The sequence below is a fragment of the Frankia sp. Hr75.2 genome, from assembly GCF_949319125.1.
Lineage (GTDB): Bacteria > Actinomycetota > Actinomycetes > Frankiales > Frankiaceae > Parafrankia > Parafrankia soli.
Window position 1 is genome coordinate 1 of record NZ_CASGGV010000341.1, and the last position, 26,322, is coordinate 26,322.

The 26,322-nt window shown below is 72.8% G+C and carries 18 protein-coding genes; 11 read left to right on the forward strand and 7 right to left on the reverse strand.

Going from position 1 to position 26,322, the window contains the following annotated elements; all coding sequences use genetic code 11:
* Together AC559T_RS33100 and rsmI are read right to left on the reverse strand one after the other, a co-directional pair.
* Positions 1-1,506, reverse strand: a 1,506-nt coding sequence (locus AC559T_RS33100) for a right-handed parallel beta-helix repeat-containing protein (RefSeq protein WP_498871185.1), incomplete at its 3' end; no start/stop codon positions are given.
* Positions 1,507-2,366: 860 nt separating this feature from the next.
* Positions 2,367-3,362, reverse strand: a complete 996-nt coding sequence (gene rsmI / locus AC559T_RS33105) for a 16S rRNA (cytidine(1402)-2'-O)-methyltransferase (protein ID WP_498871186.1) — start codon at positions 3,360-3,362, stop codon at positions 2,367-2,369.
* A 40-nt stretch (positions 3,363-3,402) separates the two neighbouring features.
* Here rsmI and AC559T_RS33110 point away from each other — a divergent pair, with 40 nt between their 5' ends.
* Together AC559T_RS33110 and AC559T_RS33115 are read left to right on the forward strand one after the other, a co-directional pair.
* Entirely contained in the window at positions 3,403-5,007 is a 1,605-nt protein-coding gene (locus AC559T_RS33110) for a dolichyl-phosphate-mannose--protein mannosyltransferase (protein ID WP_498871187.1), read from the forward strand.
* 448 nt (positions 5,008-5,455) lie between these two features.
* A complete protein-coding gene (locus AC559T_RS33115) occupies positions 5,456-5,656 on the forward strand; it encodes a hypothetical protein (protein ID WP_018502051.1) in 201 nt (66 codons plus the stop codon).
* Here AC559T_RS33115 and AC559T_RS33120 read toward each other — a convergent pair.
* Positions 5,562-7,067 carry a hypothetical protein gene (locus AC559T_RS33120; protein WP_498871188.1) on the reverse strand — a complete coding sequence of 502 codons (1,506 nt, stop codon included), beginning with the start codon at positions 7,065-7,067 and terminating at the stop codon, positions 5,562-5,564. The genes AC559T_RS33115 and AC559T_RS33120 overlap by 95 nt on opposite strands.
* Positions 7,068-7,457: 390 nt before the next feature.
* Here AC559T_RS33120 and AC559T_RS33125 point away from each other — a divergent pair, with 390 nt between their 5' ends.
* From AC559T_RS33125 to AC559T_RS33155, 7 genes are all read left to right on the forward strand, one after another.
* Positions 7,458-9,242, forward strand: a complete 1,785-nt coding sequence (locus AC559T_RS33125) for a glycoside hydrolase family 15 protein (protein ID WP_071059120.1) — start codon at positions 7,458-7,460, stop codon at positions 9,240-9,242.
* A 176-nt stretch (positions 9,243-9,418) separates the two neighbouring features.
* Positions 9,419-11,113, forward strand: coding sequence for a hypothetical protein (locus AC559T_RS33130; RefSeq protein ID WP_498871189.1), 1,695 nt, complete (start codon positions 9,419-9,421; stop codon positions 11,111-11,113).
* Between the two features lie 29 nt (positions 11,114-11,142).
* Entirely contained in the window at positions 11,143-11,577 is a 435-nt protein-coding gene (locus AC559T_RS33135; RefSeq protein ID WP_498871190.1) for a hypothetical protein, read from the forward strand.
* Between the two features lie 207 nt (positions 11,578-11,784).
* Positions 11,785-13,281 (forward strand): FHA domain-containing protein, encoded by a 1,497-nt coding sequence (locus AC559T_RS33140; RefSeq protein WP_112106965.1) that lies wholly within the window; start codon positions 11,785-11,787, stop codon positions 13,279-13,281.
* A 254-nt stretch (positions 13,282-13,535) separates the two neighbouring features.
* The gene (locus AC559T_RS33145; RefSeq protein WP_498871191.1) at positions 13,536-14,360 is read left to right on the forward strand and encodes a DUF305 domain-containing protein; all 825 of its coding nucleotides are present in this window, start codon (positions 13,536-13,538) and stop codon (positions 14,358-14,360) included.
* Positions 14,361-14,616: 256 nt separating this feature from the next.
* Positions 14,617-16,299, forward strand: coding sequence for a SulP family inorganic anion transporter (locus AC559T_RS33150; RefSeq protein WP_498871197.1), 1,683 nt, complete (start codon positions 14,617-14,619; stop codon positions 16,297-16,299).
* Between the two features lie 111 nt (positions 16,300-16,410).
* On the forward strand, positions 16,411-17,136 hold the full coding sequence (locus tag AC559T_RS33155; protein WP_112106968.1) for a YceI family protein: 726 nt from the start codon (positions 16,411-16,413) through the stop codon (positions 17,134-17,136).
* A 104-nt stretch (positions 17,137-17,240) separates the two neighbouring features.
* On the opposite strand, the gene AC559T_RS33160 is transcribed toward AC559T_RS33155, so the two are convergent.
* The 3 genes from AC559T_RS33160 to AC559T_RS33170 all read right to left on the reverse strand — a co-directional run bounded on the left by AC559T_RS33160 (position 17,241) and on the right by AC559T_RS33170 (position 22,943).
* A complete protein-coding gene (locus AC559T_RS33160) occupies positions 17,241-19,016 on the reverse strand; it encodes a regulator (protein WP_498871192.1) in 1,776 nt (591 codons plus the stop codon).
* 23 nt (positions 19,017-19,039) lie between these two features.
* Positions 19,040-19,762: a cysteine hydrolase family protein gene (locus AC559T_RS33165; protein ID WP_071059106.1), complete on the reverse strand. Its 723-nt coding sequence runs from the start codon at positions 19,760-19,762 to the stop codon at positions 19,040-19,042.
* A 781-nt stretch (positions 19,763-20,543) separates the two neighbouring features.
* Positions 20,544-22,943, reverse strand: coding sequence for an MFS transporter (locus AC559T_RS33170; RefSeq protein ID WP_498871193.1), 2,400 nt, complete (start codon positions 22,941-22,943; stop codon positions 20,544-20,546).
* 143 nt (positions 22,944-23,086) lie between these two features.
* On the opposite strand from AC559T_RS33170, the gene AC559T_RS33175 reads away from it, so the two are divergent.
* Positions 23,087-23,932 carry a TetR/AcrR family transcriptional regulator gene (locus tag AC559T_RS33175; RefSeq protein ID WP_498871194.1) on the forward strand — a complete coding sequence of 282 codons (846 nt, stop codon included), beginning with the start codon at positions 23,087-23,089 and terminating at the stop codon, positions 23,930-23,932.
* 40 nt (positions 23,933-23,972) lie between these two features.
* Positions 23,973-25,763, forward strand: coding sequence for a serine/threonine-protein kinase (locus tag AC559T_RS33180; protein ID WP_498871195.1), 1,791 nt, complete (start codon positions 23,973-23,975; stop codon positions 25,761-25,763).
* 52 nt (positions 25,764-25,815) lie between these two features.
* On the opposite strand, the gene AC559T_RS33185 is transcribed toward AC559T_RS33180, so the two are convergent.
* On the reverse strand, positions 25,816-26,322 hold a 507-nt coding region (locus AC559T_RS33185), incomplete at its 5' end, for a hypothetical protein (RefSeq protein WP_498871196.1).

The following is a 26,322-nucleotide window of genomic DNA, read 5'->3' on the forward strand; positions in this document are numbered from 1 at the left end:
CGGACGGCCGGTGTCGGCCCAGATGTTGGACTGGTCGAACTTCACCTGGCTGCCCTTGAACGACTTGATCCCGTACAGGCAGTTGCGGCCGAACCGGTTGTTCACGAAGGTCACGTCACCGGCACCGTTGAGGGTGAAGCCGCCGCCGTTGATGAAGTTTCCGTCGAAGACAACCCGCGAGATCGGCCCGATGTTCTGCCCGAACATGTAGCCGGCGTTACTCGACTCGCCGGTCGTCTCGTTGATGGGAATCAGGGTGTTGTGGCGCAGCACGATGTTGCTGCCGCCGGTGGTCTGTACCGCGTCGTTGTGGCTGGACGGGGTCTGGGCGAGGTGATGAACGTACGAGTTCTCGATGAGGATGTTGTCGTTAATGAAAAAGCCGTCGATCGTGTTCGAGATGTTCATCCGGCGGGCGGTGAAGTCGGCGGTCGACATACCGGAGTTCGAGGCGCCCTGCCCGTCGATGGTGACGTCCTCGACCAGCAGGTTCTGGCCGAGGTTCTTGATCACCGCGGAACCCGACGACCGGCAGGAGACCCGGGAGTTCCGGATGACGACGTTGTCGGCCTCCACTCGGATGCACCCGCGCACATCCCTGTTCTCGATCACCGTTCCCGCGCGGGTGATGCGCTGGTCACCGGAGAGGAGGGTCAGCGACGTCCCCGCCCGGACGCCAGTGGTGCTCGCGTTGGGCATGCCGGCCGGGATCGGCGTGATACCCGACCCACCCGGTGCGGGCGGTGCCGTGCTCGGGCGCGGTTGCTCACTCGTCGGCACGCTGGGAGTCGCGCTCGTGCCAGGCCGCGGGCTGCCGCTCACCGGCGGGGACGCGCTCGGCTGGCCGCCTGTGGTCGCCGCCGGCCCCGTCGGGGCCGGCGATGACGGCCTCCCGATGAGAAGGGACGCATCGTCCGCGTAGAGGAACTGGCCGGCGGGAAGCCGGTCGGCGACGACCGCGAAGTCCAGCCGGTGGCCCGTGGCGGTCGCCCGCAGGGAGACCTCGACCTTTCGCCAGGTGGCATCGTTCAGGGTGACGTTGGTCAGGGCGCGCGCGGCCGTGCGGGCACCGTCGAGCTCGGTCAGCTTCAGCTGGACGCGGGTGCCCGGGGCGGTCGTGCGCACCCAGACGGCGCCGAGATAGGTCAGCCTGCCGCCGGTCCAGGTCACGGCGTCCGGAGTGTCGGTCAGGGTGATGGCGGGTACCCGGGCCCTGGCCGTGACGACCGCCGCGCCGGACCCACTGCGGCCGGGCACCGTCGGGGACAGGCGAGCGCTCTCGGACGGCCCGGCCGACCAGCCCGCCACCGTGTTCTCGAAGCCAGGGTTCGGGAGGAAGTTCACACCGGTCTGGTATCGCGGCTCGGTGTCGGCCAGCTGGATGGGCTTCCCACCCGCGTCGTCGCCCCCGAGCGCGGAGTGCAGGATCACGCCGGTCGTCCCGCCGACCACGACAAGGAGACAGAGGGCGGATAGCAGGATCTTGCGTCTGGCGGTTCGAACCACGCGGTCACGCCTGCGCCGGTCACGCCGCCCCACCCGGCGGCCCGCGCCACGCGAATTCTGTGCGGGGCCGTCCGGCCTTGCCTCGTCCTCGATGATGCTCTGATGCATCTGCAGCCAGCTCCAGAAGATGGATGGCCGGGTTCACGGGAGCTGCCGCCTGCTGGCGGCCAGCGGCTTGGAACCCGTTGACAGAATGTGCACCCCCCCGTTGAGAGCACTCCCACCGGGGCAGCCCGGTTCAGCGGGCGCAGGCGGGATGCATTCATCAGGATGCTTTCAAACTGATTCCTCTGATTCCGCCGGTCTTTCTTGACATAAAGCAAGCATCGGCGGCCGGTCGACAGCCACCGCCCGTCGACAGCCAGGGTCGCCAACAGCCAGGGCCTCGGAATTTGACACACAGCCGATAATCCATGCCTGGCAGGGTGACTTATCCTACCCCGACCACTCCGCCTCGCCAATGGATACTCGTGGGGAGAGCGTGACGTCCGGTCTGATGGACGCCATCGGATGGACGTGGTCGGGCAGGCGCTGTCGGGCAAGTGCTGTCGGGCAGGCGCTGTCGGGCGGATGCCGGAACGGTTGCTGAACGTCTGGGGGGCGCGGTAACCGTACGAGACCGCCGGCACCCCGGTACGGCCAAGCGGAAGGAATTCCACACCGAGACCACATATGAGAAAGGACCTGCCGTGGCCTCGCAAACCGCCGCGGCACGACGTGGCTCCAGGCCCTCATGGTCCGTGCGATGGTCTGTGCGAGCGGCACTGCACGGCACGACATCGCCAGGAATCACCGCCCCGAAGTGCGAGTTCCGCACCGGCGCCCTGGCGCCCCCGGTCACCCGGGCGGGCCGGGGCGGCTCACCCCTCGTCTGTTCCCGGGGTCTCTGTCCGTTCCAGGTCGCGGGCGGCGATCACCGCCGCGTACACCTCCCGGGGTGACAGGGAGTACTCGGCGGCCACCGCCTTACGCGCGTCCCGCGCCGGCATGCCGCCCGCCGTCAGGCGGGCCACCGCCGCGGCGAGCACCTCCGGCCCGGCCTGAGTGGGCGCCGCGGGACCAGCCCCCGGCCCGGCCGCGGCACCGGCCTTGTGCGGCCCCGTCTCTGCCCAGAGCGCGCCAACTGGTGCGCTCGCTCCGGCCTCCCGGGCGGGCCTGGCCGTCCCGGCGCTCGCGTCGCCGGCGATCACCAGGGTGAACTCGCCCCGGACGGTGCGCCCGTCGCCGGCCCAGTCGACCAGGCCGGCCAGGTCGCTGCGGACGATCTCCTCCCAGGTCTTCGTGAGCTCCCGGCACAGCGTCGCCCGGCGCGGCCCGCCGAAGGCCTCCGCCAGGTCACGCAGCGACGCGCCCAGCCGGTGCGGCGACTCCAGGAAGACCATCGTCCGGCTCTCCGCGGCGAGCCCGCGCAGCCGTGACCGGCGTTCGCCCGCCTTGCGGGGCAGAAACCCCTCGAAGGTCCAGCGGTCCGAGGGCAGCCCGCTGACGGCCAGCGCCGCCGTGACCGCCGACGGCCCGGGGACCACGGTGATCGCCACCCCGGCCGCGGCCGCCGCCGCGACGACCCGGTAGCCGGGGTCGGAGACCGCGGGCATGCCCGCGTCCGTGACGAGCGCGACGGTGCGGCCGGCGAGCAACTGCTCGGTGAGCATCTCCGCCCGGGCGCCCTCGACGGCGTCGTAACAGGAGACGACCCGCCCCGTGATCGTGATCCCGAGCGCGTGCGCGAGCCGGCGCACCCGGCGGGTGTCCTCGGCGGCGATCACGTCGGCGGTCGCGAGCACCTCGCCCAGCCGCGGGCTCGCGTCGCGCACGTCACCGATCGGGGCACCGCACAGCACGAGGGTCCCGGACACCCGACCAGTCTGCCAGGGGGCAGGACCTACCCTGATCGGTGTGACGGCGACGACGGCGCACCTACCCCGTTCCGAGACTGGCGCATCGGAGCCCAGCCGCCCGGAACCGGCCACTGCCGCCAGAACCGGCCGTACGCCGCGCGAGCGGCTGTGCCCGCCGATGCCCGGCGACCGCGCCGTCGGATGGCTGGCGCCCCTGTTCGTCGCGGTGACCGCCGGGATCCTGCGGTTCTGGCGGATCACCGAGCCCCGCGGGCTGTACTTCGACGAGGTCTATTACGTCAAGGACGCCTGGGGCCTCATGACCGCCGGGTACGAGATCAACTCGAAGACCTGTGACGGGCCCGCCTACGTCGTCCACCCGCCGTTCGGCAAGTGGCTCATGGCCGCGTCGCAGTGGCTGTTCGGCTACGTCGACTGCGCGGGCACCCCGCACGGCAGCCCCGAGCTGGGCTGGCGCTTCTCGTCCGCGCTCGCGGGCACGCTGGCGGTGCTCGTGCTCGCCCGCGCGGCCCGCCGGATGTTCCGTTCGACGGTGCTCGGCTGCTTCGCCGGCATCCTGCTCTCCATGGACGGGCTGGAGTTCGTGCAGAGCCGGATCGGCATCCTCGACATCTTCCTGATGACGGGCATCGTCATCGCCCTGGCCTGCCTGGTGCACGACCGTGACGACGGCCGGCGCCGGCTCGCCGACCGCCTCGACCAGGCCGCGGCCGGCGCCGGCCCGACGCCGGCCGACACGCGGTTCGGCCCCCGGCTCGGCCTGCGCCCGTGGCGGCTCGCGATGGGCGTGGCCCTCGGCGCGTCCATGGGGGTCAAGTGGAGCGCGCTGTACACGATCGTCGGCTTCGCCGCGCTCGCGCTGGCCTGGGACGTCGGTGCCCGCCGCACTGCCGGCGCCCACTCCCCCGTGCTGGGCGCGCTGCGCCGGGACCTGCCCGGATGGCTGACGGGCTGCGTCGCGGTGCCCGTCGTGACCTTCCTGGCGACCTGGACGGGCTGGTTCGTCACCGACGGCGGCTGGTACCGCGACCGGTACGGGCACGGTTTCCTCGCCGCCTGGCACGGCTGGTGGGACTACCAGATGGAGGTGCTGCACTTCCACGAGGGCCTGTCCGACTCGCACCCGTTCCGGTCGACCCCGATGAGCTGGCTGGTGCTCGGCCGGCCGATCGCCTACTTCTACAGCTCCCCCGCGTACGGGGCCGAGGGCTGCACGGCGGTCAACGGCTGCTCGCGGGAGGTCATCGCGCTGGGCAACCCCGCCGTGTGGTGGGGCGGGACGGCGGCGCTGGTCGGCTCGCTGGCGCTGTGGGTGCGCGCCCGTGACTGGCGGGCGGCACTGGTGCTCGTCGGCTTCGGCTCGGCGTTCCTGCCCTGGCTGCTGTTCCCCAGCCGGACGATGTTCTTCTTCTACGCGCTGCCCTCACTGCCGTTCCTGGTGCTGGGGCTGACGGCGATGGCAGGGCTGGCCCTCGGGCCGCGCGACGCGTCCGAGACCAGGCGGCTCGCCGGCGCGCTGTCCGTCGGCGTGTACACGGTGATCGTGGTCCTGTTGTTCGCCTACTTCTACCCGATCCTGGCCGCCGAGGTGATTCCTTATTCATCTTGGCGAATACGTATGTGGTTTCCCGGGTGGATCTGACGGAATCAGCCCCGGACAGGGCCTCCACCCAGGGCGGGAGCGCCCGGAGAGAGCCGCCCGGGGCCCGCCGATCGGCGTGACGGCGGGCGCCAGCCACGACAAACAGACCACAGCCGTGTCTCATGTCACCTTTGCCGGAAAGTCCCCCTACCGGCGGCCACATCATGAAGTGGCACCATCACTGAGAGAAGGTCTTGGCAGAGTAAGGCCGGTACGGGGGAGACATTTCGACATGGCCAGTCACCGAAAGTCCACACCGACGGTAGCTAGCAGCAGCACACCACCGCCGAACGAGGGGGGTCACGCACGCCCCGACAACCCGATCGGGGATCGTGGATCGGTCACCACGTCCCTTGGCCGCGGAGACGGGGAGGCCCTGACAGGTCTCCTCGACACGATCGGTCACCGGCCACGGGTGTCCGGGGGACCAGGACTGAGAGGAAAGAGCATGGCGGATGTGTCGGTGCGCTTCGCGATGACCGATGACAGCGAGATCGTTCTGAACCTCTCGCTCACCCAGGCGATCCGTCTCACCGAGGCGATCGCGTCCAAGGTCAGCCAGGCCATGACCGAACAGCCGCGGGCCGGCATGAACGGCAGCAACGCCTACGGCCCGGGTGTGCGTCCGGGGCCGTACTCGACCTCCTGAGTCCCCACCGGGCAGCGTCCCGGCGAAACCTTGGGCGGCGCCGGCCCCGCAGCGGGTACCCCGACGGCGGTCCGGCGGGCGGCCCCGCCCCCGGCCGGCCGGGGGTTCCCACCACCACGTCGGGACGTACCCGATCAGCCCGCACGGCGTCGCCGCGGGCCGCTTCACCGCGGGCCGCTTCGGCCCGCATCGCTTCGGCCCGCTGTATTTCGGCTCGCAGTATCTCTGCCCGCAGCGTTTCGGCCCTCGCCATCTCCAGGCGCGCCGCCTCCGATCGGCCGAGGTCCGAGCGGTCAGGATCCGAGCGGTCGAGGTCCGAACGCCCAGGGCCAGACCGGCCGACGTCGGACCGTGCCGGATCGACGCGTCCGACGAAGACATCGGGCCGCGGCGCCTCGCGCCGAGCCGGGTCCGCCTGGCGTCCCACCTCGGCGACCGGCCGGTCCCCACCAGGGCTCCCGACCGTCACGTCCTGGTTCCCCACCGCCACGGGATGCCCCGGCCCGGAGCCCGCCACGAGCACGTCGGGGCGCCGCGCCGTCGGCGGACGTCCACCGGCGGGCAGCCCGGCCGCGCCGCCGGGAACGCCCGCGGGAGCCTCGGGCCGCCCCACAGCCACATCGGCCCGCCCCACAGCCACATCGGCCCGCCCGACAGCGGCCTCGGAACGCCCCCCGGCCATGTCGGTACGCACAGCGCCGCGCGCGCCCCCGGCATCGGCACGGGCGGCGTCCAGGCGGGCCGCGTCGAGGCGCGCGATGTCCCGGCGGGCGGCGTCCAGACGGGCGGCGGCATCGCGGCGCGCGGCGTCCGGGCCCGCGGGATCCAGGCGCGCGGAGTCCAGGTGCGGGACGTCGTCCGGCGGCGGGCCGGTGAGCTCGGCTATCAGCGCGTTCAGCAGGCTCAGGTCGCGGCGGCGGATCTCCGCCGCCGACGCGGCGTCGCCGTGGCCCGGGGCCAGCGCCGCGCGCACCCGGCCAAGCCGGGCACGCAGCGCGCCGACGTCCGCCGCGGCCAGCAGCCCCTCCCGCAGCACCAGGACGACGTGGCCCCCGTGGTCGACGACGTCGAAGGGCTGGCTCATCTCCATCGTGACCACCCGGATGCCCACCGGGGCCTCCTGGTCGTAGACCAGGCAGAGCTTGTCCTCGGCGAGGACCTCCGCGGAGCCGTCGTCCCACAGCACCGTCGCCCGGGCGGTCGACGGCGCGGCCGAGGGCACCGCATCGACCCGGACGCCGCCCCCGACCGGCTGCGCCTCCTCGTGTGACGCCGGATGCACGGACAGCACCGTGCCACGACGAGACCACACCCCGCCGCCAAGATCGTCCACCGGGAAAACCCGGTCGCCACGGGCGAACATGACAAGGCTGGCTCGACCGTCCGCGATGGTCGGCAGCTGCTCGGTCATGGCGCGATCGTAGGGCGCCCGCCCAGGCACCGGGCACCCGAGACCCTCCACAGCCCGCCGGGCCCTCCGCCGCACCCCCGTCCCGCGACGGTCGCCGCAGCGGCGACTTCACCGTCAGAACAGGGACTTCCGCCCCGGGCCACCTGCCCGGAGCCCCCCGTGCCGGGCTACTCCCGGCCTACCCCGATCGGGTAGTGGGGGGCACTTTCGGCGGTGGCCGCCGGCCTGGCGGGACGGGCGGGATGGCCTGCCCGCTGGGATACCTTCGGCTGACCACGCCGAAGTGGGCTGCAGTGACCACTCCCCGAGGCGACGCACCGCCCGCCCGGGGGCTTCCCGCAAGGCCCGTCCTCCGGCCGCGCCCGGACATCCCCACCCGCGGAGGTCCGCATGCCCGCATCCGACTACCCGCCGATCGAGGAGCACGCGGTCATCGGCGACCTGCGCACCGTGGCCCTGGTCGCCACGGACGGCACGATCGACTGGTACTGCCCGCAGCGCTTCGACGGCCCGTCGGTCTTCGCGAGCCTGCTCGACGCCGACCGCGGCGGCTCCTTCCGCATCCACTGCTCGCAGTCGAAGGCCAAGCAGCTCTACCTGCCCGACTCGAACGTCCTGATGACCCGCTTCCTCACGCCGCACTCGGTGGGCGAGGTCGTCGACTTCATGGTCCCGGTCGACAACGACCTGACCGAGACGCCGCACGTGGTCGTCCGCCAGGCCCGCGCCGTGCGCGGCACCGCCGGGTTCCGGCTACGCTGCGACCCCCGGTTCGACTACGGGCGGGCCTCCCACACGGTGACGCTGGTGCCCGGCGCCGGCGCGGTCTTCGAGTCGGCCACCGGCACCCTCGTGCTGCGCACGGCGCTGCCGCTGCGGATCGAGGGCACCGCGGTCGCCTGCGACTTCGAGCTGACGATGGGCGAGACGGCCGACATCGTCCTCGAGTGGGACTCCCGCATCCGCCCGCTGCAGCCCGGCGAGGCCGACAACCTGTTCACCCGGACGCTGGAGTACTGGCAGACGTGGGTGCGCCGGGGCCGGTACCACGGCCGTTGGCGGGAAATGGTGCTGCGTTCGGCGCTGGTGCTCAAGCTGCTGGTCTACCGCCCGACCGGAGCACTCATCGCGGCGCCGACCACCTCCCTGCCGGAGGAGCTGGGCGGGGTGCGCAACTGGGACTACCGCTACACCTGGATCCGCGACGCGGCGTTCACCACCTACGCGCTGATGGCCCTCGGGTTCACCGAGGAGGCCGCCGCGTTCATGGACTGGCTCGAGCAGCGCTGCAAGGAGGCGCCGCCCGAGCTCGGCCTGGGCGTGCTGTACAGCGTCGACGGCAACGCCGACCTGGACGAGATCGTCCTCGACCATCTCGAGGGCTACCGGGGCTCGAGGCCGGTGCGCATCGGCAACGGCGCCGCCGGCCAGCTCCAGATCGACATCTACGGCGAGCTGATGGACTCGGTGTACCTGTACAACAAGCAGGTCCCGATCTCCTTCGGGCTGTGGGAGGCGCTCGGCCGTCAGCTCGACTGGCTGGCCAGGCACTGGGAACAGCCCGACGAGGGCATCTGGGAGACCCGGGGCGGACGGCAGCGCTTCACCTACTCGGCGGTCATGACCTGGGTGGCGTTCGAGCGTGCCTGCCGGATCTCCCGGCAGCGCGGTCTGCCCGGGCCCACCAACGACTGGAAGGACCACGCCGGGCGGGCCTACCGGTTCGTCCAGAACGAGGCCTGGGATCCCCGGAAGGGGGCCTACATGGAGTTCCCGGGCTCGCCGCGGCTGGACGCCTCGCTGCTGTGCATGCCGCTCGTGAAGTTCTCCGGCCCGACCGACCCCCGCTTCCTGTCGACGCTGGACCGGGTCGGCTCGGAGCTGGTGAGCGACAGCCTGGTGCGCAGGTACGCCGCGGACGGCAGCGACGGCCTGACCGGGGACGAGGGCACGTTCAACCTGTGCTCGTTCTGGTACGTGGAGGCGCTGACCCGTGCCGGCCGCACGACCGAGGCCCGGCTGGTCTTCGAGAAGATGCTCACCTACGCCAACCACGTGGGGCTCTACGCCGAGGAGATCGGCCCCTCCGGCGAGGCCCTGGGCAACTTCCCGCAGGCCTTCACCCACCTGGCCCTGATCAGCGCGGCGATCCACCTGGACCGCGCCCTGGGCTGAGCCGACCGGGCGGTGTCTTGCCTCGGACACCCCGCCCGGAAGGGTCACCGGGCCACCTATCCTGGCAATCCGGTCCCTGGTGGCCCGGTTCTGGCGGTCCAGCCCTGGCGGCGGTCCGGTCCCGGTAGTCCGGTCGCGGCGCCGCCGGTCGCACCGGCGCGCGGCGGCAGGCCCGGGTGAGCGCGCCCGGCGAGGAGGTGGAGGCGTTGGTCGGCCCACACCCGCCCGGCGGCCCGGACGACCCGCTCCACGGCCCCACCACCGTGCTCGGCAACTCCGCGGCCCCGCAGGCGCCACCCGTCACAGCACCGCAGGCACCACCCGCACCAGCCCGGGTGGGCGGGGGCGAGACCCATGGCGACCTCACCCGACGGCTGATCGAGACGTCGGTCTGGACGGACCGCATGCTCGCCGACGCCGGCATCCCCGTCCACGACGCACCCCTGGTCACGGTGGGCGGTGGGATCGGCTCGTTCGTCCTGGTCGACTACCTGCGCATCGCGGGCGCGCCGACCTCGGCGATCCGGGTGCTGTCCAACATCGACACCCCCTGGCAGACCTACCGGTACCTGACCCGGGTCTCGCAGATCCCCGACCACGAGCGCATCCGCTCGGACTCGAGCTCGACCCCGGACAACATCTGGGCCTTCCCGTCCTACGCGGTACGGGAGGCGTTCGCGGCCCGAGGCCTGCGCGGGTTCGTCGAACCGCTGTGGCGGGTCGCGACCGAGCCACTGCTGTCGGACTACTTCACCCCCCGCATCAGGACGGTCTTCGACGGCATGGCCCGGGAGGCCGCCCGGATCTCGTACCCCGAGATGTTGGTCTCCGGGCAGGTGCGGATGGTCCGCCGCCGCGCGGGCGGGGGGTACCTGACCGTCCTCACCCCCCCGGCCGGACGGTCCGCGACGAAGCGGATCGCCTACCGCAGCCGGTACGTCCACCTGGGCGTCGGCTACCCGGGGCTGAAGTTCCTCCCGGACCTGCAGGAGTACCGCTCCCGGTACGGGGACGTGCGGCGGGTCGTCAACGCCTACGAGCCGCACGAGCACGTCTACGACGAGCTGATCCGGCACCCGGCGACCGTCGTGGTGCGCGGGGCGGGCATCGTGGCCTCCCGCATCCTCGACCGGCTGATCACCGACCGCGACCGGCACGGGGCGAGGACGCACATCGTGCACCTGTTCCGCACGTATGTGCGCGGCTCGCACGGCCCCAGCGTGTTCATGCGCCGCCGGGGCGGCGACGGCTGGGCCTACCAGGGGTTCAACTACCCGAAGTCGGTCTGGGGCGGCCAGCTGAAGGCACGCATGCGCATGCTGGAGGGCGACGAGCGTAAGGCGCTCTACGACACGATCGGCGGGACGAACACCCCCCGCCGGCGCCGGTGGCAGGCTCAGCTCGCCCGCGGCCGGCACGAGGGCTGGTATGTGACCCGGGTGGGCGAGGTGGAGCGGCTCACCCCCGGAACGGACGGGACGGTGGTCACCCGGGTCCGCACCGCCGACGGGATGCTGGAGGTGCCGGCGGCGTACGTCATCGACGCCACCGGCCTGGTGGCGGACATCCGCGAGCACCGGGTGCTGGCAGACCTGCTCGACCACTCCGGAGCCGGGCACAACCCGCTCGGCCGGCTGGACGTGGAGCGGACCTTCGAGGTCCGCGGAACCCGCAACGGGCCGGGGCGGCTCTACGCCTCGGGCGCGGCGACCCTCGGCGGCTACTTCCCGGGCGTCGACACCTTCCTCGGTCTGCAGATCGCCGCCCAGGAAATCTGTGACGACCTGGCCGCGGAGGGATTCGTGCCCCGGATAGGGGTGGCACGTTCGGTGTCGCAGTGGGTGCGTTGGATGCGCAACCAACCGGTCTGACGCCGCACACGATCGGAGAAAATCGCCTCATGGTGCCGACCCTGGCCGGACGGCTTCAGACCCGCCTGTTCCTACTCGCCACCGTCGGGGTCGTTCTGACGGCGCTGATCGCCCCGCTGCTGCCCACCGAAGCATCTGCCGGGGCCGCGTGGCGGGCGAGTTTCGGCGTGCTGTGCGCGGTCGCCCTTCTCGGGCTGGGCTGGGAGCTCGTCTACCACGGGCTGCAGCAGTTCCGCTGGGAGAAGGACTGGCCGACGATGTTCGGCCTGCTCACCGCGGTGAACGAGGGCCTGCTGGTGTGGCTGGCGGCGCGGGCGGGCGCCGTTCCGGGTGCGGACGGCGTCGCAGGAAAGGCCTTCCTCGTCCATTTCGGGCTCGTCTGGCTGGCGGTGTGGCTCTGCGCGAACGGCCCGATGCGCGTCCCGTTCCTGCGGTGGCGTTTCCACGGTGGCCGACTACTCTGACGGCGGTGCCGCCGCCTTCCCGGGGCCTTTACCACGTTCGCCGCGGCCGCCGCGCCGCTGCCCCGCCGGTGGGGTCCGCACAGCGACACCGGAGGTTCCAACCACCGCTCTCGCGGCAGGATAAGTGCGGTACGCCGTGCGCGGGTGCCGCTAGTCTGAAGATCGGTACCGTTTGCACGGCGCGGGTGGGCGGCGAAGGGCGAGGCAATGGCGGGACTAGACCGTTTCCGGGTCGTGGTCGGCACGGGGCACGGCGGGCACACGGGCGTGGTCGTCAGACTGCCCGGGGTGCTGGTCGTCGCCCACGTGGGCCGGCCCGAGACCACCGAGACCACCAAGCGGCTGCTTGCCCTGTGCGCCGAGGTGGCCGGCGAGGCCGGCACGGCGGCGACGATGGGCCGCCGCCTCGTCCGCCGCGTCGCCGGACTGCTGGCCGACGCCGATCCGGACCGCGTCCCCGACTTCAGCCTCCTCACGACGGTCAACGACCGGGTCGCCGCGCTCGTCCACGGCGCGATGGACGTCGTCGCGACCGGCCCGTCCCCCGTCTCGCTGTCCGGGGTGGATTCGGCCACCTGGGTCGACCGCCTGCTGCCCGCCGAGATCACCCGGCTGGAGGTCGGGCCGACCGGCACGATCGGCGACGGCGCCCCCACCGGCGGCATCGACGACCTGGGCTTCCCGCTGGACCTGCGGATCGGCGCGGTGCCGGGCACCGCAGTGAGCCTGGTGGCCGACGACTCCCCGGCGCTGCCCGCCCCGAAGGCCTCGACCGACGCGCTGCTGGCCGGCTTCGAGTCGCCGCGCGAGCCGATGACGGGGGCGGCGCCGATCCCCACCTCGGGCGCCCGCATGCCCGACCCGCTCTCCACAGCTCCGCCGGCGCTCACCCCGCTGCTGAGCAAGGAGGAGGAGGCGCACCGGATGCGCGCGGCCGCCGAGCCGACGCAGGCCGCCGACTTCGACGAGCTCGAGGAGGACCCGCCCACGGAGCTCGCCGGCCGGGAGCCGGCGCCCTCCGGGCACTCGTCCGGGCACCAGCACGGGGGCGGGCACAGCTCGATGGGCTCGATGGGCCACACCCCGGGCGGCCCCCCCGGCCTGCACGACGATCTCGGCGACGACCTCGACGACGACCACGACGCCATGACGCAGCTGCCGGGGCAGACCTTCACCGTCTCCGACCTCATCGAGGACGACGAGGCACAGACGATCCTGCCGAACCCGTCGCAGCCCCAGGTCGAGGGCGTCCTGTGCGCCCACGGCCACTTCAACCACCCGCAGGCGCCCTACTGCGCCGAGTGCGGCCTCTCGCTGGCCCAGCAGACGAACCGGACGGTGCTCGGCCCCCGGCCGGCGGTGGGCGTCCTGGTGTTCGACGACGGCCAGACCGTCAACGTCGACATGGACCTGGTGATCGGGCGTCAGCCGGACCGCGACGAGGCCGTCCGCGCCGGCAACGCGCGCCCGCTGCCCGTCGAGGACGGCGAGAGCGCCGTGTCCCGGGTCCACGCGGTGATCACCCTGACCGGGTGGGACGCGGTCATCACCGACCGCGGGTCGGCGAACGGCACCTACATCGCCCCGCCGGAGGCGACGGTGTGGACCCCGCTGAACCCGCACCAGCCCGCCCCGCTCGTCCCCGGAACCCGCGTCCAGGTCGGCAAGCGGACCTTCGTCTTCAACTCACACCTGCAGGTCTGAGCGCCCCGGGAAGCGTCCCGGGACGGCCGGCCCCCTGCCGGCCGGATACTCACCGGGGGCCGGGTGACCTGGCCGCGCGGGCGGTTCGCCCCTGGCCGGGCGCCGTCCGTGGGCCACACTGGACGGTGATGAGCCGAGCCGACGAAGACCGGGGCGTGAGCGCCATGCCACGTGACAGCAGAACCGCAGACGGCACACGCGCCGAGACCGACGCGGCGGCGCCCGGGGCCTCCACCGCGACCAAGCCTTCCGGTATGACCCCCACCGTGACCGAGGCCGCCGGGTTGCCCGACGCAGCGGAGGCCGAGCGGACGAGCCCCGGAAGCGACGAGGACGTCCTCGTCGGCGCGGCCGGAAGCGGGCCGGCGGGGGCACGGGCCGACCGCGCGCCGGCCTGGGTCCGGCTCTGGTGGACGCCGCTCGTCCTGTTCGCCGTCCTCGGGCTGCTCGCCGGCGGCGCCGGCCTGCGCGTGCTGCTGGACCGCCCGCCCGCCGACAACTCGGTCGACGTGGGCTTCGCCCGGGACATGTCCGAGCACCACTCCCAGGCCGTCCAGATGGCGATGGTCGAGTTCAACCACGGAGGCAATGCGGACGTCCGCAACATGGCCCAGGACATCGCGCTCAGCCAGCAGCGGGAGATCGGCGTCATGGACGCGTGGCTGTCCGGCTGGGGCCGTACCTCGACGTCCGCCAACGCGCCCATGGCCTGGATGGCCGATGACAGCGCCGGCGGCCACGGCGACCACGGCACCGCGGGGACCGGCGCGATGACCGACGGAACCATGCCCGGCGGCGGCATGACCGGTAGGACCGGGGAGACCGTGCGGATGCCGGGCATGGCGACCGAGTCCGAGCTCGGCGCGCTCGCGGCGGCGAGCGGGCGCGACCTGGACGTCCAGTTCCTGACCCTGATGATCCACCACCACCGCGGCGGCGTGGCCATGGCGCAGTACGCCTCGATGCACGCCGACGACGACCGGGTGCGGGCGCTGGCCCGGGCGATGGTGGTCAACCAGGCCTGGGAGATCGACCAGATGCAGCGGTACCTCGAGCAGTTGGGCGCGCCGCGGGCCTGACCCGGAGGGCCCGTAGATCCGGTTTCGAGGGCTTTGTATCGTCATATCTGACCTACCGGAAGAGTTGGGGGACGTCCCCGCCGCCGGGCCGGGATGGCATGCCACCCGTCCGGGCGGGAGAGGCGAGGGTGTCCCGACTCCGGTGGCGTGTGCCCGCCCTGGCGGGACGCCCCGGCGTGCCGACCGGTTCACCGAGGTGACGTCTCGACGCCGCGACGTCACCGCCTCGCGCCTGTGAGAGTTCCGCGTGCCTGAGATGTCCCGGGGCCAGCCCTTGCCCCAGCCCGCCGTTCGCCGTGCCCGCCTTCCCCGGGCCCGGCCACGGCTGGCCGGTGCCCGCTGGGCGGCGCTGGCCGGCGTCCGGTGGGGCGTCCGGTGGCCGGGGCTGCGCGTGGTCCGCGTCGAGCTGCTGGCCGGCCTGGTCACCGCGCTGGCGCTCATCCCGGAGACCATCTCGTTCTCGGTCGTCGCCGGGGTGGATCCCAAGGTCGGCCTGTTCGCGTCGTTCACGATCTCCGTCGTCATCGCCTTCACCGGCGGCCGCCCGGCGATGATCTCGGCGGCGGCGGGCTCGATGGCGCTCGTCGCGGCACCGCTGGTCCGCGACCACGGCCTGGACTACCTGCTCGCGACCACGGTCGGCGTCGGCGTGACGATGTTCGTGCTCGGCCGGCTCGGGGTCGCGCGGCTGATGCGCTTCGTGCCGCGCACGGTGATGATCGGTTTCGTCAACGCACTGGCCATCCTGATCTTCATGGCGCAGATGCCGCACGTCATCGGCGAGTCGCTGCCGGTCTACCTGCTGGTCGGGGCCGGCCTGGCCATCCTGCTCATCGTCCCGCGGCTCACCCGGGCCGTGCCGCCGCCGCTGGTCGCGGTCGGCCTGCTGACCCTGACGACCGTCGCGTTCGACCTGTCGGTGCCGACCGTCGGCGACGAGGGCGCCCTGCCCGGCTCGCTGCCCGTCCCGGGGCTCCCGTCCGTCCCGATGACCTGGGAGACGCTGCGGATCATCGCGCCGTACGTCGTCACGCTCACCGCGGTCGGCCTGCTGGAGACCCTGCTCACCGCGCAGATCGTCGACCGGATGACCGACACCACGCACGACGCCAACCGGGAGGCGTGGGGACTGGGCCTCGCCAACGTCGTCAACGGCTTCCTCGGCGGCATGGCCGGCTGCGCCATGATCGGCCAGACGATGGTCAACGTCTCCTCCGGCGGCCGGACGCGCCTGTCCACCTTCGCCGCCGGCGCCTTCCTGCTCCTTCTCGTGGTCCCGCTGCGGGGGATCGTCGGCGTGATCCCGATGTCCGCCCTGGTGGCGGTCATGATCCTGGTCTCGGTGATGACCTTCGAGTGGCGCAGCGTGGCGCCGTCCACGCTGCGGCGGATGCCGCGCTCGGAGACCCTGGTGATGGTCGCGACCGTCGCGGTGGTCGTGCCCACCCACAACCTGGCGTACGGGGTGCTGGTGGGTGTCGTGCTCTCCGCGCTGCTGTTCACCCGCCGGGTCGCGCACCTCACCGAGGTCACCAGCGTGCTCGACCCGGAGGGGGGCGAGCGCCTCTACGCCGTGGGCGGCCCGGTCTTCTTCGGCTCCAGCAACGACCTGGTGAACGCCTTCGACTACGCCCACGACCCGCCCCGGGTCGTCATCGACCTCGCCGACGCCCAGATCCTGGACTCCGCCGGGGTGGCCGCGTTGGACGACGTCCTGCAGAAGTTCGCCGAGCGTGGCACCACCGTGCACCTGGCCGGCGCGACCGGCGGCACCGAGGCGATGCTCGCCCGGCTCTCGACCGCGCCGCCGGACCGGGCCGCCGGCCGCGAACCGCGTGAACCGTGCCCGGAGGAATCGCCTGGCGCAACGAAGAAATCCCGGCCCCGAACGGCCGACAGACCCGATGCCGAAGCTGGGCCGAGCACGCCCCGACGGTGATCGGGCGGCGTGGGCCGACACGCGCCCGTCGCCGTGCCATCAGGTTTAGCTCAGGTTGCCTGTGCAACATTGCCCCCAGGATGATTGAACCTTCAAGAAGGTAGGTACCTGGTGGCAGACAGCACGCCTCGTAAAAAGCGGCGCTGGCCGCTGATCCTGGTCGGCGCCGTCGTGGCCGTGGCGGTCCTGGTCGTGGGCGGCACCGCGTTCTACATCAACGTGATCAAGGAGGACGCCCCGGAGGAGTTCGCACTCGACGACCCCGGGCCCAGCACCTCGTCCGCCGGTTCCACGGCCGGCGATTCGGTCGACGGCGTGTGGCGGATCACCGACGGGTCCGAGGCCGGCTACCGGGTCGAGGAGGTCCTCTTCGGCCAGAAGACGACTGCCGCGGGCCGCACCTCGGAGGTGTCCGGGTCGATGACCATCGCCGACGACGGCGTCACCGAGGCGCAGTTCGAGGTGCAGATGGCGTCGGTGCGCAGCGACGAGGATCGTCGCGACAACCAGTTCCGCGGCCGGATCATGGACGTCGACACCTATCCGACGTCCCAGTTCACGCTCACCGAGCCGATCGACCTGGGTTCGGTGCCGGCCGCCGACGAGACGCGCACCTACCCGGCCACCGGAACGCTGACCATGCACGGCACCGCCCGCGAGGTGACCATGAACCTGCAGGCCCGCCGCGCCGGCGACCAGATCCAGATCGTCGGCCAGATCCCGGTGACCTTCGCCGACTACGGCATCCCGAACCCGAGCATCCCGGGTATCTCAACCGAGGACCACGGGATCATGGAGGTCTCGCTGAAGTTCGTGCGCGGCGAGCCGACCGAGTAGCTCCTCAGCACGCCCGCCGGGCGATCCGGCTGCTGACACCCCCGGCCGCAGACACCCCCGGCCACGCTGGCCGGCCGGGCCAGGCGGCCGGGGGCGCCCGGCAGTCAGGACGTCGCTGCCGCCGGCTTCCCGGTCGCGGGCTGAGCCGTGGCGGGCTCAGCCGAGGACGGCTCGTCCGTGCCCGGTCGCCCGCCGTTCACGGCCGCCGGCACCGCCGTCGGCGCGGGTTCCGGCACGGCTGCCGGCGCGGCGTCGCCGCGGGAGCGCTGCGGGGGCACGCCGTGCACCCGTTCCAGCTCGATCTCCTCGGCGTCGGGCACCCGCGGCGCGGGCTTCGTCAGGGCCCAGATCGCGCAGACCACCGCGAGGAACAGATAGCCCAGCGCGACCTGGCCGCTGGCGTTCCACTCCACCTTCTCGCCGTGGATCAGGCCGACGAACGCCAGCACCGCGCCGGCCACGGACGCGATCGTCGCGTGGACGAACCGCTTGTCGATGATGAACGCCACGATCGTGCCCAGGACCAGACCGGCGAGGACGGCCCCGTCGCCGAGGACGTGCAGCCCGTGCAGCAGCACGCTGTTCGCCTCGAGATCGTCGTCGGTGACGGTGAGCTGGACCGACGGGTTGAGGTTGGACGCCACGCCGACCGCGGTGGTCACCGTGTTGTCGATGAGCCCCGCCGCCCAGGACGCGATGTTCGGGATGATCGCCGCCACCACCGCGGCGCCGTGCGCCTTCGGTGACACCTGGAAGGCCTGCGCACCGATCAGCAGCCCGATGTAGAGCAGGATCGGCACGATCGCCGGCAGCGGGAGCACCGCGTTGAGCAGGCTGAACATCCCCAGGAAGCACAGCAGCGCGATGACGGCGCCGGTCGCCAGCGAGTACCCCGTCCGGCCACCGGCCGCCTTCCAGCCGGGATGGCCGATGTAGACCGCGGGCGGGAACGGGGAGCCCAGCGCCGCGCCGACGACCGCGCCGAGGCCGTCGGCGAGCAGGATCGGCCGCAGGTTGTAGCTGTCCCCGGCGGACGCGGCACTCTCCACGTTGGTCATGCCCTCGGTGAAGTTGTAGACCCCGAGCGGGATGGCCGTGGCGAGCAGCGGCGAGATGTCGGACAGGCCGTCGATCAGCTTGTCGAAGTGGAACGTCGGCAGCGAGACAGCGATGTCCTTCGCCGCGTCGCCGACCGCGGGGGCGTCCATGAAGCCGCCGATCCAGCCGATCGCCGTCCCCAGCAGCAGCGCGACCGCGCCGATCGGCAGGTTCCACGGCAGCTTCAGGTCGGTGAGCAGCCCGATGAGCAGCAGGCCGAAGACCGGCAGCGCGATCCAGGCGGCGTCCCACATCTGCGCGGCCGGCCGCATCGAGATGAACGCGATGGAGATGCCGGCGAGCGTGCCGAGCATGGCCGCGCGCGGGGCGTAGCGGCGGATCGTCGGGCCGACGAAGGCGCCGATCATGACGATGATCCCGATGATGAACGCCCAGGCGAGGCCCGCCTGCCAGGCGGCCACCGGGTCCTTCGTCTGCAGGTAGATCGGCAACATGATCACGAAGACGACGATGAACATGTGCGGAACGCTCGGCCCGTACGGCATGGCCGTGACGTCGCCACGGCCCTCCTTGAGTGCCAGCCGGCGGCCGAGCCAGGCGTAGAAGAAGTTGCCGAGCAGCATCGCGATGCCCAGCGCGGGCAGGATCGCGCCGAACACGTCCCCCTTGGGGATGTTCACCACGAACAGGCACAGCGACGTCAGGACGATGACGTTGACCAGGACGTTGATGCCCAGGCCGAAGAACGCGTTGGTGTCGCCCTTCGTCCAGTAGGGCAGGTTGACCGACCGCTCGGCCGGCGGGCTTCCGATTTTGATCATGACGGGTACGGTCTCCCTGGGATTCAGGACGCGGCGACGGCGGACGAGGCAACGGCGGAGGCGCCCAGAACCGCGAGGGCGTCGAGGAACTGCTCGGAGGAGGCGACCCAGCCGAAGATCCCGCCCTGCGCGGCGATCATCTCCAGGGCGACCCGCTGGAACTCGGGAAAGTAGGAGCCGACGCAGTCGGAGAGAACGAGGCACTCGTAGCCGCGGTCGTTGGCCTCGCGCACGGTCGTGTGCACGCAGACCTCGGTGGTCACCCCGGTGACGACGAGGCTGGTGATCCCACGCGCTTTCAGGACGTCACCGAACTCGGTGGCGTAGAACGCACCCTTGCCGGGCTTGTCGATGACGGGCTCGCCCTCGGCCGGCGCGAGCTCGTCGATGATGTCCTGGCCGTACTCGCCGCGGATCAGGATGCGTCCCTTGGGGCCCCCGTCACCGATCTTCAGAGTGGCGCCGCCCCGGTTGAGCTTGGCCGGCGGGAGGTCGGAGAGGTCCGGCAGGTGCCCCTCCCGGGTGTGGATCACGGTGAGACCGACGGCCCGGGCCGCGGCGAGCACGGCCGCGAGCGGCTCGATCGTGCTCCGCAGCTGGGAGACGTCATTGCCCAGGCTCTCGCCGAAGCCACCCGGCTCCAGGAAGTCGCGCTGCATGTCGATGAGGACGAGCGCGGTCGTCGCCGGGTCGAACGTGTACTCGTAGGGACGCGCACTCACGGTGAGCGGTGCTGTGGGTGTCATGACGTGTCTTTCGCGCGAAGGGATGGGAGATCCCCTCCGGCCGGCCGGCGCGGGGCCCGTGCGAGGGCCGCCAGGAGGATCAGGTCCAGGGGCGAATCCGCTGCCGGGCGGGCGGATCCGCGCCCCGTCGGCGGTCGGGCGTCCGAAGACCATCCCCCGGTGTGCTGCATGCAGGTCAGGGTCGAGCGCGGTCGTTTCAGCTCACGTCCTGTCACGTAACACGGCGATGAACATGTATCCCGACTTGTATCCATCTCCGTATACAGATCTTGGTGACGGGTCGGCCTCCGACTCCTCCCAGGGCTCGGGGTGCCGGCGCGAGGCGGACCCCGAGGCGGGGACAGCCACCGGCCACAAGGCAGACCGGCCGGTCTCAGCCGCCACCGGCCACAAGGCACACCAGCCGGGCCCAGCCGCCACCACCCCCACGCCAGACCGCCCGCCCGCGGCTGACCCGCGACGCCGTCGCAGAACCTCACCCGCCACGCTTCGCCGTCGCCGCGGGTCAGCCAGGCGAGGCGGGGTCCGTTCTCGATGTTTGGCTACTTTGGGAGTTTGAGAAACTACTCTGTGTTCGATCCGATGCCGCAGAGAAGCGTTGGGGCCCTCACCAGTGGTGACGGGCCCCAACGCTGGCTGTTCGATTCTCCGGGCCCGGTGTACCCGGAGCCCGGGACGGGCGCCTGGAGGGTCCGGAGGGCCTGGGCGCGGAACTCGGCGTTCGTCTGCGCGGACCGCGGACCGGCTGACCGGCTGACCGGCGGACGCGCAGATGGGCGGGTCAGGCTTCGGCGAGGGCCTCCACGCGCTCCGGTTCCGGGCGGGCCTGGGCGGCACCAGCCGGGACGACCAGTGACTCCTTGCGCGGCATGAACACCGCCAGCGCGGCGGCCCCGAACATGAGCGCCGCGCACACCAGGAATCCCAGCGAATACCCCGACGTCAGCGCGTCGGCCCGGTCGGCTCCCGCGGCCAGTTCGCTGTCGGTGTGCGTGTCCGCGACGATCGCCAGGACGGCCAGGCCGACGGCGGCGCCGATCTGCCGCGCGGTGTTGAGCAGCCCGGACGCGAGCCCGGCGAGCTGCGGCGGCACCCCCGCGGTGGCGGCTGTCGTCACCGCGACCATGTTGATGCCCATCCCGAATCCCAGCAGGGTGAGCGGTCCGAACACCTCGCTCCAGTACGAGCCGTGCGCGCTCAGCGCACTGAGCCAGCAGACACTCGACGCCACGATCACGGACGCGCCGATGATCAGCGGACGGGGGCCGAACCGGCCGACCGTCCGGGAACTGACCTGCGACCCGACAATGATCATGATCGGCATGGGAACCAGCGCCAGGCCGGCCTCGAGGGGCCCATGCCCCTTCACCTGCTGCAGGTACAGGGTCAGGAAGAAGAACAGTCCGAACATGATCGAGCCCATCACGATGCCGATCGTGTTCGCGTACCGCAGCGCCTTGCGCCGAAAGATGCCCAGTGGCACCAGCGGGTTCTCGGTACGTGACTCGATGATCAGGAACGCCGTGAGGAGCACGGCCGCGGCAACCAGCCAGCCGATGGTCACCGGCGAGCCCCAGCTGCTGGACTCCGTCCGCACGATGCCGTAGACCAGCGCCGTGAGCCCGGCCGTGACGGTCACGGTGCCGGGGATGTCCAGGTCGCGCACTCCGCGAGCCTGACCACGGGACTCGACCAGCGCCGCCCGCGCTCCGACAAGCAGCACCAGCCCGATCGGCACGTTGACGAACAGCACCCACCGCCAGTCGGCGATCTCGGTCAGCACGCCCCCGGCTAGCGCACCCATCGCGCCGCCGCCGGCGGCGGTCGCGCCCCACATGCCGAGCGCCCGGACGCGCTCCCGCGGATCCGGGAACGAGGTCATCAGGATGCTCAGCGTCGCGGGCGCGAGCACCGCACCGCCAAGCCCTTGCACCGCACGAGCGACGATCAGCATGACCTGGTTCTCGGCGAGGCCGCCGGCGAGGCTGGCCGCGGTGAACAGCACCAGCCCGGAGATGAACACCCGGCGCCGCCCGAACAGGTCCGCCGCCCGCCCGCCGAACAGCAGCAGCCCGGCGAAGGCCAGCGTGTAGGCGTTGACCACCCACTGCAGACCAGACGAGCTCAGATCCAGCTCGGTCTGCATGGACGGCAGCGCGACGTTCACGATCGAGACGTCCAGGACGACCATGAACTGGGCGAAGCAGCACACGGCCAGCACCGCCCAGGCCGGCACCCGCCGCCCCCGGCCTGCCGGGGCGGCCGTCTTCTCCCCGGCGACCTGGCCCGGCGCGAGCGCCTCCTTCTCCGCGGCTCCGGCCGGCGCGACCGTACCCTCCGGAGACGCCGTGCCCTCAGCGGACGCCGTGCCCTCCGACGTCACCGCATCCGCCGACGTCACCGCGACCGGCGGGGCGGCCGGGGTCGCCGCCACCGCGGCCACCGCGACCGTGGCAGCGGTCGCCTGCTCAGGAACGACGATCTCGACCGGCTCCGCACCGGCCTCCGGCTCCACCGCGCTCCCATCCGCGACCGCGGCCTGCGCCTCGACGTCGGATCCGGCCTCGGTCCCGGTCCCGACCTTGGTCCCGGTCCCGGTCTTGGTCGCAGCCTCGGCCGCGATCTCGGACTCAGCCTCGACTTCGGGCTTGGCCTCAGGCTCGGGCTCGGCTGGCGGGCTCTGCCCCTCAGCCTTCTCCTCGGCCACGCCCGCGCCAGCGGCCACCGCTTCGGCCGTCACCTCGGCCTTCTCAGCCGCCGGTTCGTCGGTAGCCACCGTCCCGGCCGCCACCTCGGCCTCTTCGGCAGGCGCCTCGCCGGCCCCGGGCACCACGTCAGCCTGTTCGCGGTCAGCCGCTTCGCTGTCAGCGCCTTCGCGCGCCACCCCGGCGCCCGCGGCCGCCGCATCGACAGCCTCGCCGTCAGCACTCTCCCCGTCAGCACTCTCGCCAGCGACGACCTCACCAGCGGCAGCCCCACCGGCAGCAGCCTCAGCCGCGGCGCCGTCGCCGCCGGTAGGTCCGAGGTCGCCAGCGCCCGCGGCGGCATCCGCCGTGGCTTCGGACGTCACCGCCTCGCTCGCCGCGGCCGGCGTCGCCGTGCCGGTCCGCCTGCGCGCCTGCGCCCCGGCACCCCTGGATCCCGCGGATCTCGCTCTCGGCTTGCCCCTGCTCTTCGCCATCGCGCCCTCCCACAGCCGCACCGGTCGTCGATCTGGCGGCCGCGCCGGCCCGCGACCAGGTCCCCGTACACCGTACGGACGTACGACCGACCCTACGTCGTACGCTGTACGGAATCCAAACCGTATCCGGGGAGCAACGTGCGATGAACACCACATCCGTCGACCCGGCCAGGCCCCGCGGAGCGGGTGACCGACCGGCCGCCAGCCGGGCCGGGCTGTCCCGTGAGCGGATAGTGGCCGTGGCCCTGGAGATCGCCGACGCCGAAGGACTCGACGCGGTCTCGATGCGGCGCGTCGCCGCCATGCTCGGCGTCGGCACGATGACCCTCTACACCCACGTCCAGGACAAGGAAGCACTGCTGGAGCTGATGCTCGATGCGCTGACCGCCGAGCACCTCCTCGCCGACACCGGCCCGGACTGGCGCACCGGCCTCACCCGGATCGCCCGCCTCACCCGCCAGAGCCTGCTGCGCCATCCCTGGGCGCTGGCGCTCGGCCTGCGCCCCGCTCTCGGGCCGAACAAGCTGCGGCACATCGAGCAGTCCCTCGCCGTCGCGTCCGGGCTCACCACCGACCCGGCGGCCCAGCGAACGATCGTGCACGCGGTCGACGACCTGGTCGTCGGCTGCGCGATGCGGGAGCTCGCGGCGCGGGCCATCGAGGCCGACGTCCCGCGCCCGTTGTGCGGGCTGCGGCGCCGCATCGACGCCGAGCCCACCCTGCGGGAGCTGCTCCACAGCGGGGAGTTCCCACACCTGGCCCGGATGCTCGCCGGGGACGCCCCCTTCGCCTCGGAACGGTTCGAGCAGGCGCTGACCTGGCTACTCGACGGCATCGAGCGGACGTACCGGCCCGATTCCCCACAGCCTGAAGCCCTCGCCTCCACCCGCGGCTCGCGGGTCGAGGCGGGCGAACCGGGGCGAAGAGCAGCGAAGAACGCGGACCGGTCTTCACGGAAACGGCCCGAGCGGCTACCTTCGACCGGGTGAGCACCGTCGGTCAGCACGCCGCCACCAGGCGGGAGTCCGTATGACCACGGCCGCGTCCGGAATGACGGCGGCCGTGTCCAGGCCGGCCACAGCCCTGCCCAGGCGGGTGCGGCCTCTGCTGGACGGCGACCCGTCCACGATCGGCCCCTACGCCGTCCTCGGCCGGATAGCCCAGGGCCCGGGCGGGCTGGTCTTCCTGAGCCGCGCCGTGGGCGGCGCCCAGGTAGCGCTGCGCGTTCCGGAACCACCTCCCACTGTCAGCGAACGGGACTCGGAGCCACCGCCCACAGCCACCGGGCAGGGCCCGGACGCGGCGCGGCGGCTGCACGCGCACCTGTGTGAACGCTTCGCCGCCGCTGCCAACAGCGCCCGGGCCGCCGCCGGCCCGCACCGCTGCGCGGTCCTGGACTCCGGAGTCGTCGCCCCCGACCCCGATGTCCATCTCCCGGCCAGCGCAAGCGCCGACGGCGGCGCCGAGCCAGCGGCACCGTCGCGGTTCGCGGGGCTGCCCTACCTGGTCACCGAGTTCGTCGACGGACCCACACTGGCCCGGGAGGTCGCCGAACGCGGGCCGCTCTCCCCCACCGAACTGCACGTCCTCGCATCGGCGCTGCTCGACGGACTACGCGCCGCCCGTCGGGCCGGCGGCCCGGCCCGGGACCTGTGCATCCCGACCCCCGACGACATCGTGCTCTCCCTCACCGGCCCACGGCTGGTCAACCTGGGCCTCGGCATGACCGCCCGACCCGGTGGCGACGACGGCCCGCCGGACCCGGCGGTCGCGGCCTGGGCCCGCGTCGTCGCGCTTGCCGGCACCGGCTGCCTTCCCCCGCCTGGCTGGCCGAACAGCGGTGGGATGGACGACCCCGCCACCGTCGCGGTGCTCAACGCCATGCCGCGGGGCCAGGTCCGCACCGTGCTGAGGGACGCCCTCACGAGCCCTCGCCCGGCACCCACGCCGGCCCGCACCGCCGGCGGAAGCAGCGGAAGTGGCACGGGCGCAAGAATCGCCACGGAGCGGGATGCCGCCGGGCTCGCCCGACTGGACAGGTTGCGGGCCAGTCTCGACGACCGACCCGGCATGCCGGTACGCGGACGCCGCCGCGCCGGATCACGATCCCGGTCCCCGGTTCGCCAGGCCCGCGAGGTGGTCGGTGCCGGCGCCGCCGGCGAGATCCGCCGGGCCGGCGGCAGCGGCAGCGAGGGTGTCCGGTCCGGCGACGCGGCGCGCGGGCGCTGGCGGCCGGTCGCGGCCGGGGTGATGACCGCGGTCACGGTGGTCGCGGTGGCGGCTTCCACGGGTCCCTCGTCGGGGCCGACCGCTGTCGTCGCCGGTGCCACCGTGCCGCTGGCGGGTGCCCCGCGGGGCACGCCTGTTCCGACACCCGTCCCGGATCAGCCCGGCGACCCGCGGCGACCCGGAGGGGCTCGGGTCGCACCCGCCCCGCCACCCGCCGAGCCGGCCCCGCCTCCTGAGGAGCCGGGCGCGGCGGAGCAACCCGCGGTCACCGAGCCGGGCACTCCGCTGAGCCAGCCACCGAGCGGCCCGACCGCGTCCGGCGGAACAGGCGGGTCCCCGGCCCGTGCCCGACCCCCGGGGTCGGCCGGCCGGCCGACCCCGGCGCGCCTCGCGGTTGCCGCACCTACCCCGGAGTCGGCGACCACCCCGCATGCCTCGACCCCACCGGCCGCCCCGATGCCCCCGGCCGCCGCCGCGGCCGCCGGACCGGCACCCAACGGCCCCGGCCCAGCACCGGCCTCGCCGACGCCGCCACCGACCAGCGGTCTCACCCCCGTCCAGATCGGCGTGGTCCCGCTGTCCCCGCGCTGACCCGCAGGAATCGCCGCGCCGGCGTGGCCAGGGCGGATGTCTGATGCGGCGACTAGTCCCGGACGGCGCCCGCGAGCCACACGACGTGGACCGGCTTGTGCTGGCTTCGCGCGTACGCGACGACGTCCGCGGTGCCGGCGTAGTCGCGGGCGGGCTGGCCGTCCCAGACGGCGATCAGCTCGTCCACCTCGTCGACCAGGGCCTCGCTGGCTGCCATCAGCGCCGCCAGGTCCACCTCGGGCCCCGGCAGTGTGCGCACGCGCGTGGCGGCGGCGCGCAGGCGGTCGTAGTCCGCTCGGTGCTCCGGCGGCAGGAACTCCCGGTAGTCCCGCGCGGGCAGGACGGCCACAAGCCGGCCCCCGAGGCCGAGCACCAGGTCGGCGAAGACGCTGTCGGCGCCCTCGGCGAGGCAGCTCACACCGACCAGCTCAGCGGCCCGGTGCCGGCCCAGCAGGCGGCGCATCTCGGCGGTCGTGAACGTCTCGACCTCCGGCGGCAGGACGCGGTGCCCGGTGATCCCCACGACGGCCATCTGTGCAGGCGCTCCTCTCACTCCGCT

Excerpts from the sequence above, each read along its gene's own strand:
- AC559T_RS33120 (WP_498871188.1), bottom strand. The coding sequence starts at position 7,067 with ATGACCGAGCAGCTGCCGACCATCGCGGACGGTCGAGCCAGCCTTGTC.
- AC559T_RS33150 (WP_498871197.1), top strand. The coding sequence starts at position 14,617 with ATGTCCCGGGGCCAGCCCTTGCCCCAGCCCGCCGTTCGCCGTGCCCGC.
- AC559T_RS33140 (WP_112106965.1), top strand. The coding sequence starts at position 11,785 with ATGGCGGGACTAGACCGTTTCCGGGTCGTGGTCGGCACGGGGCACGGC.
- AC559T_RS33115 (WP_018502051.1), top strand. The coding sequence starts at position 5,456 with ATGGCGGATGTGTCGGTGCGCTTCGCGATGACCGATGACAGCGAGATC.
- AC559T_RS33180 (WP_498871195.1), top strand. The coding sequence starts at position 23,973 with ATGACCACGGCCGCGTCCGGAATGACGGCGGCCGTGTCCAGGCCGGCC.
- AC559T_RS33125 (WP_071059120.1), top strand. The coding sequence starts at position 7,458 with ATGCCCGCATCCGACTACCCGCCGATCGAGGAGCACGCGGTCATCGGC.
- AC559T_RS33175 (WP_498871194.1), top strand. The coding sequence starts at position 23,087 with ATGAACACCACATCCGTCGACCCGGCCAGGCCCCGCGGAGCGGGTGAC.
- AC559T_RS33135 (WP_498871190.1), top strand. The coding sequence starts at position 11,143 with ATGGTGCCGACCCTGGCCGGACGGCTTCAGACCCGCCTGTTCCTACTC.
- AC559T_RS33145 (WP_498871191.1), top strand. The coding sequence starts at position 13,536 with ATGACCCCCACCGTGACCGAGGCCGCCGGGTTGCCCGACGCAGCGGAG.
- AC559T_RS33165 (WP_071059106.1), bottom strand. The coding sequence starts at position 19,762 with ATGACACCCACAGCACCGCTCACCGTGAGTGCGCGTCCCTACGAGTAC.
- AC559T_RS33160 (WP_498871192.1), bottom strand. The coding sequence starts at position 19,016 with ATGATCAAAATCGGAAGCCCGCCGGCCGAGCGGTCGGTCAACCTGCCC.
- AC559T_RS33170 (WP_498871193.1), bottom strand. The coding sequence starts at position 22,943 with ATGGCGAAGAGCAGGGGCAAGCCGAGAGCGAGATCCGCGGGATCCAGG.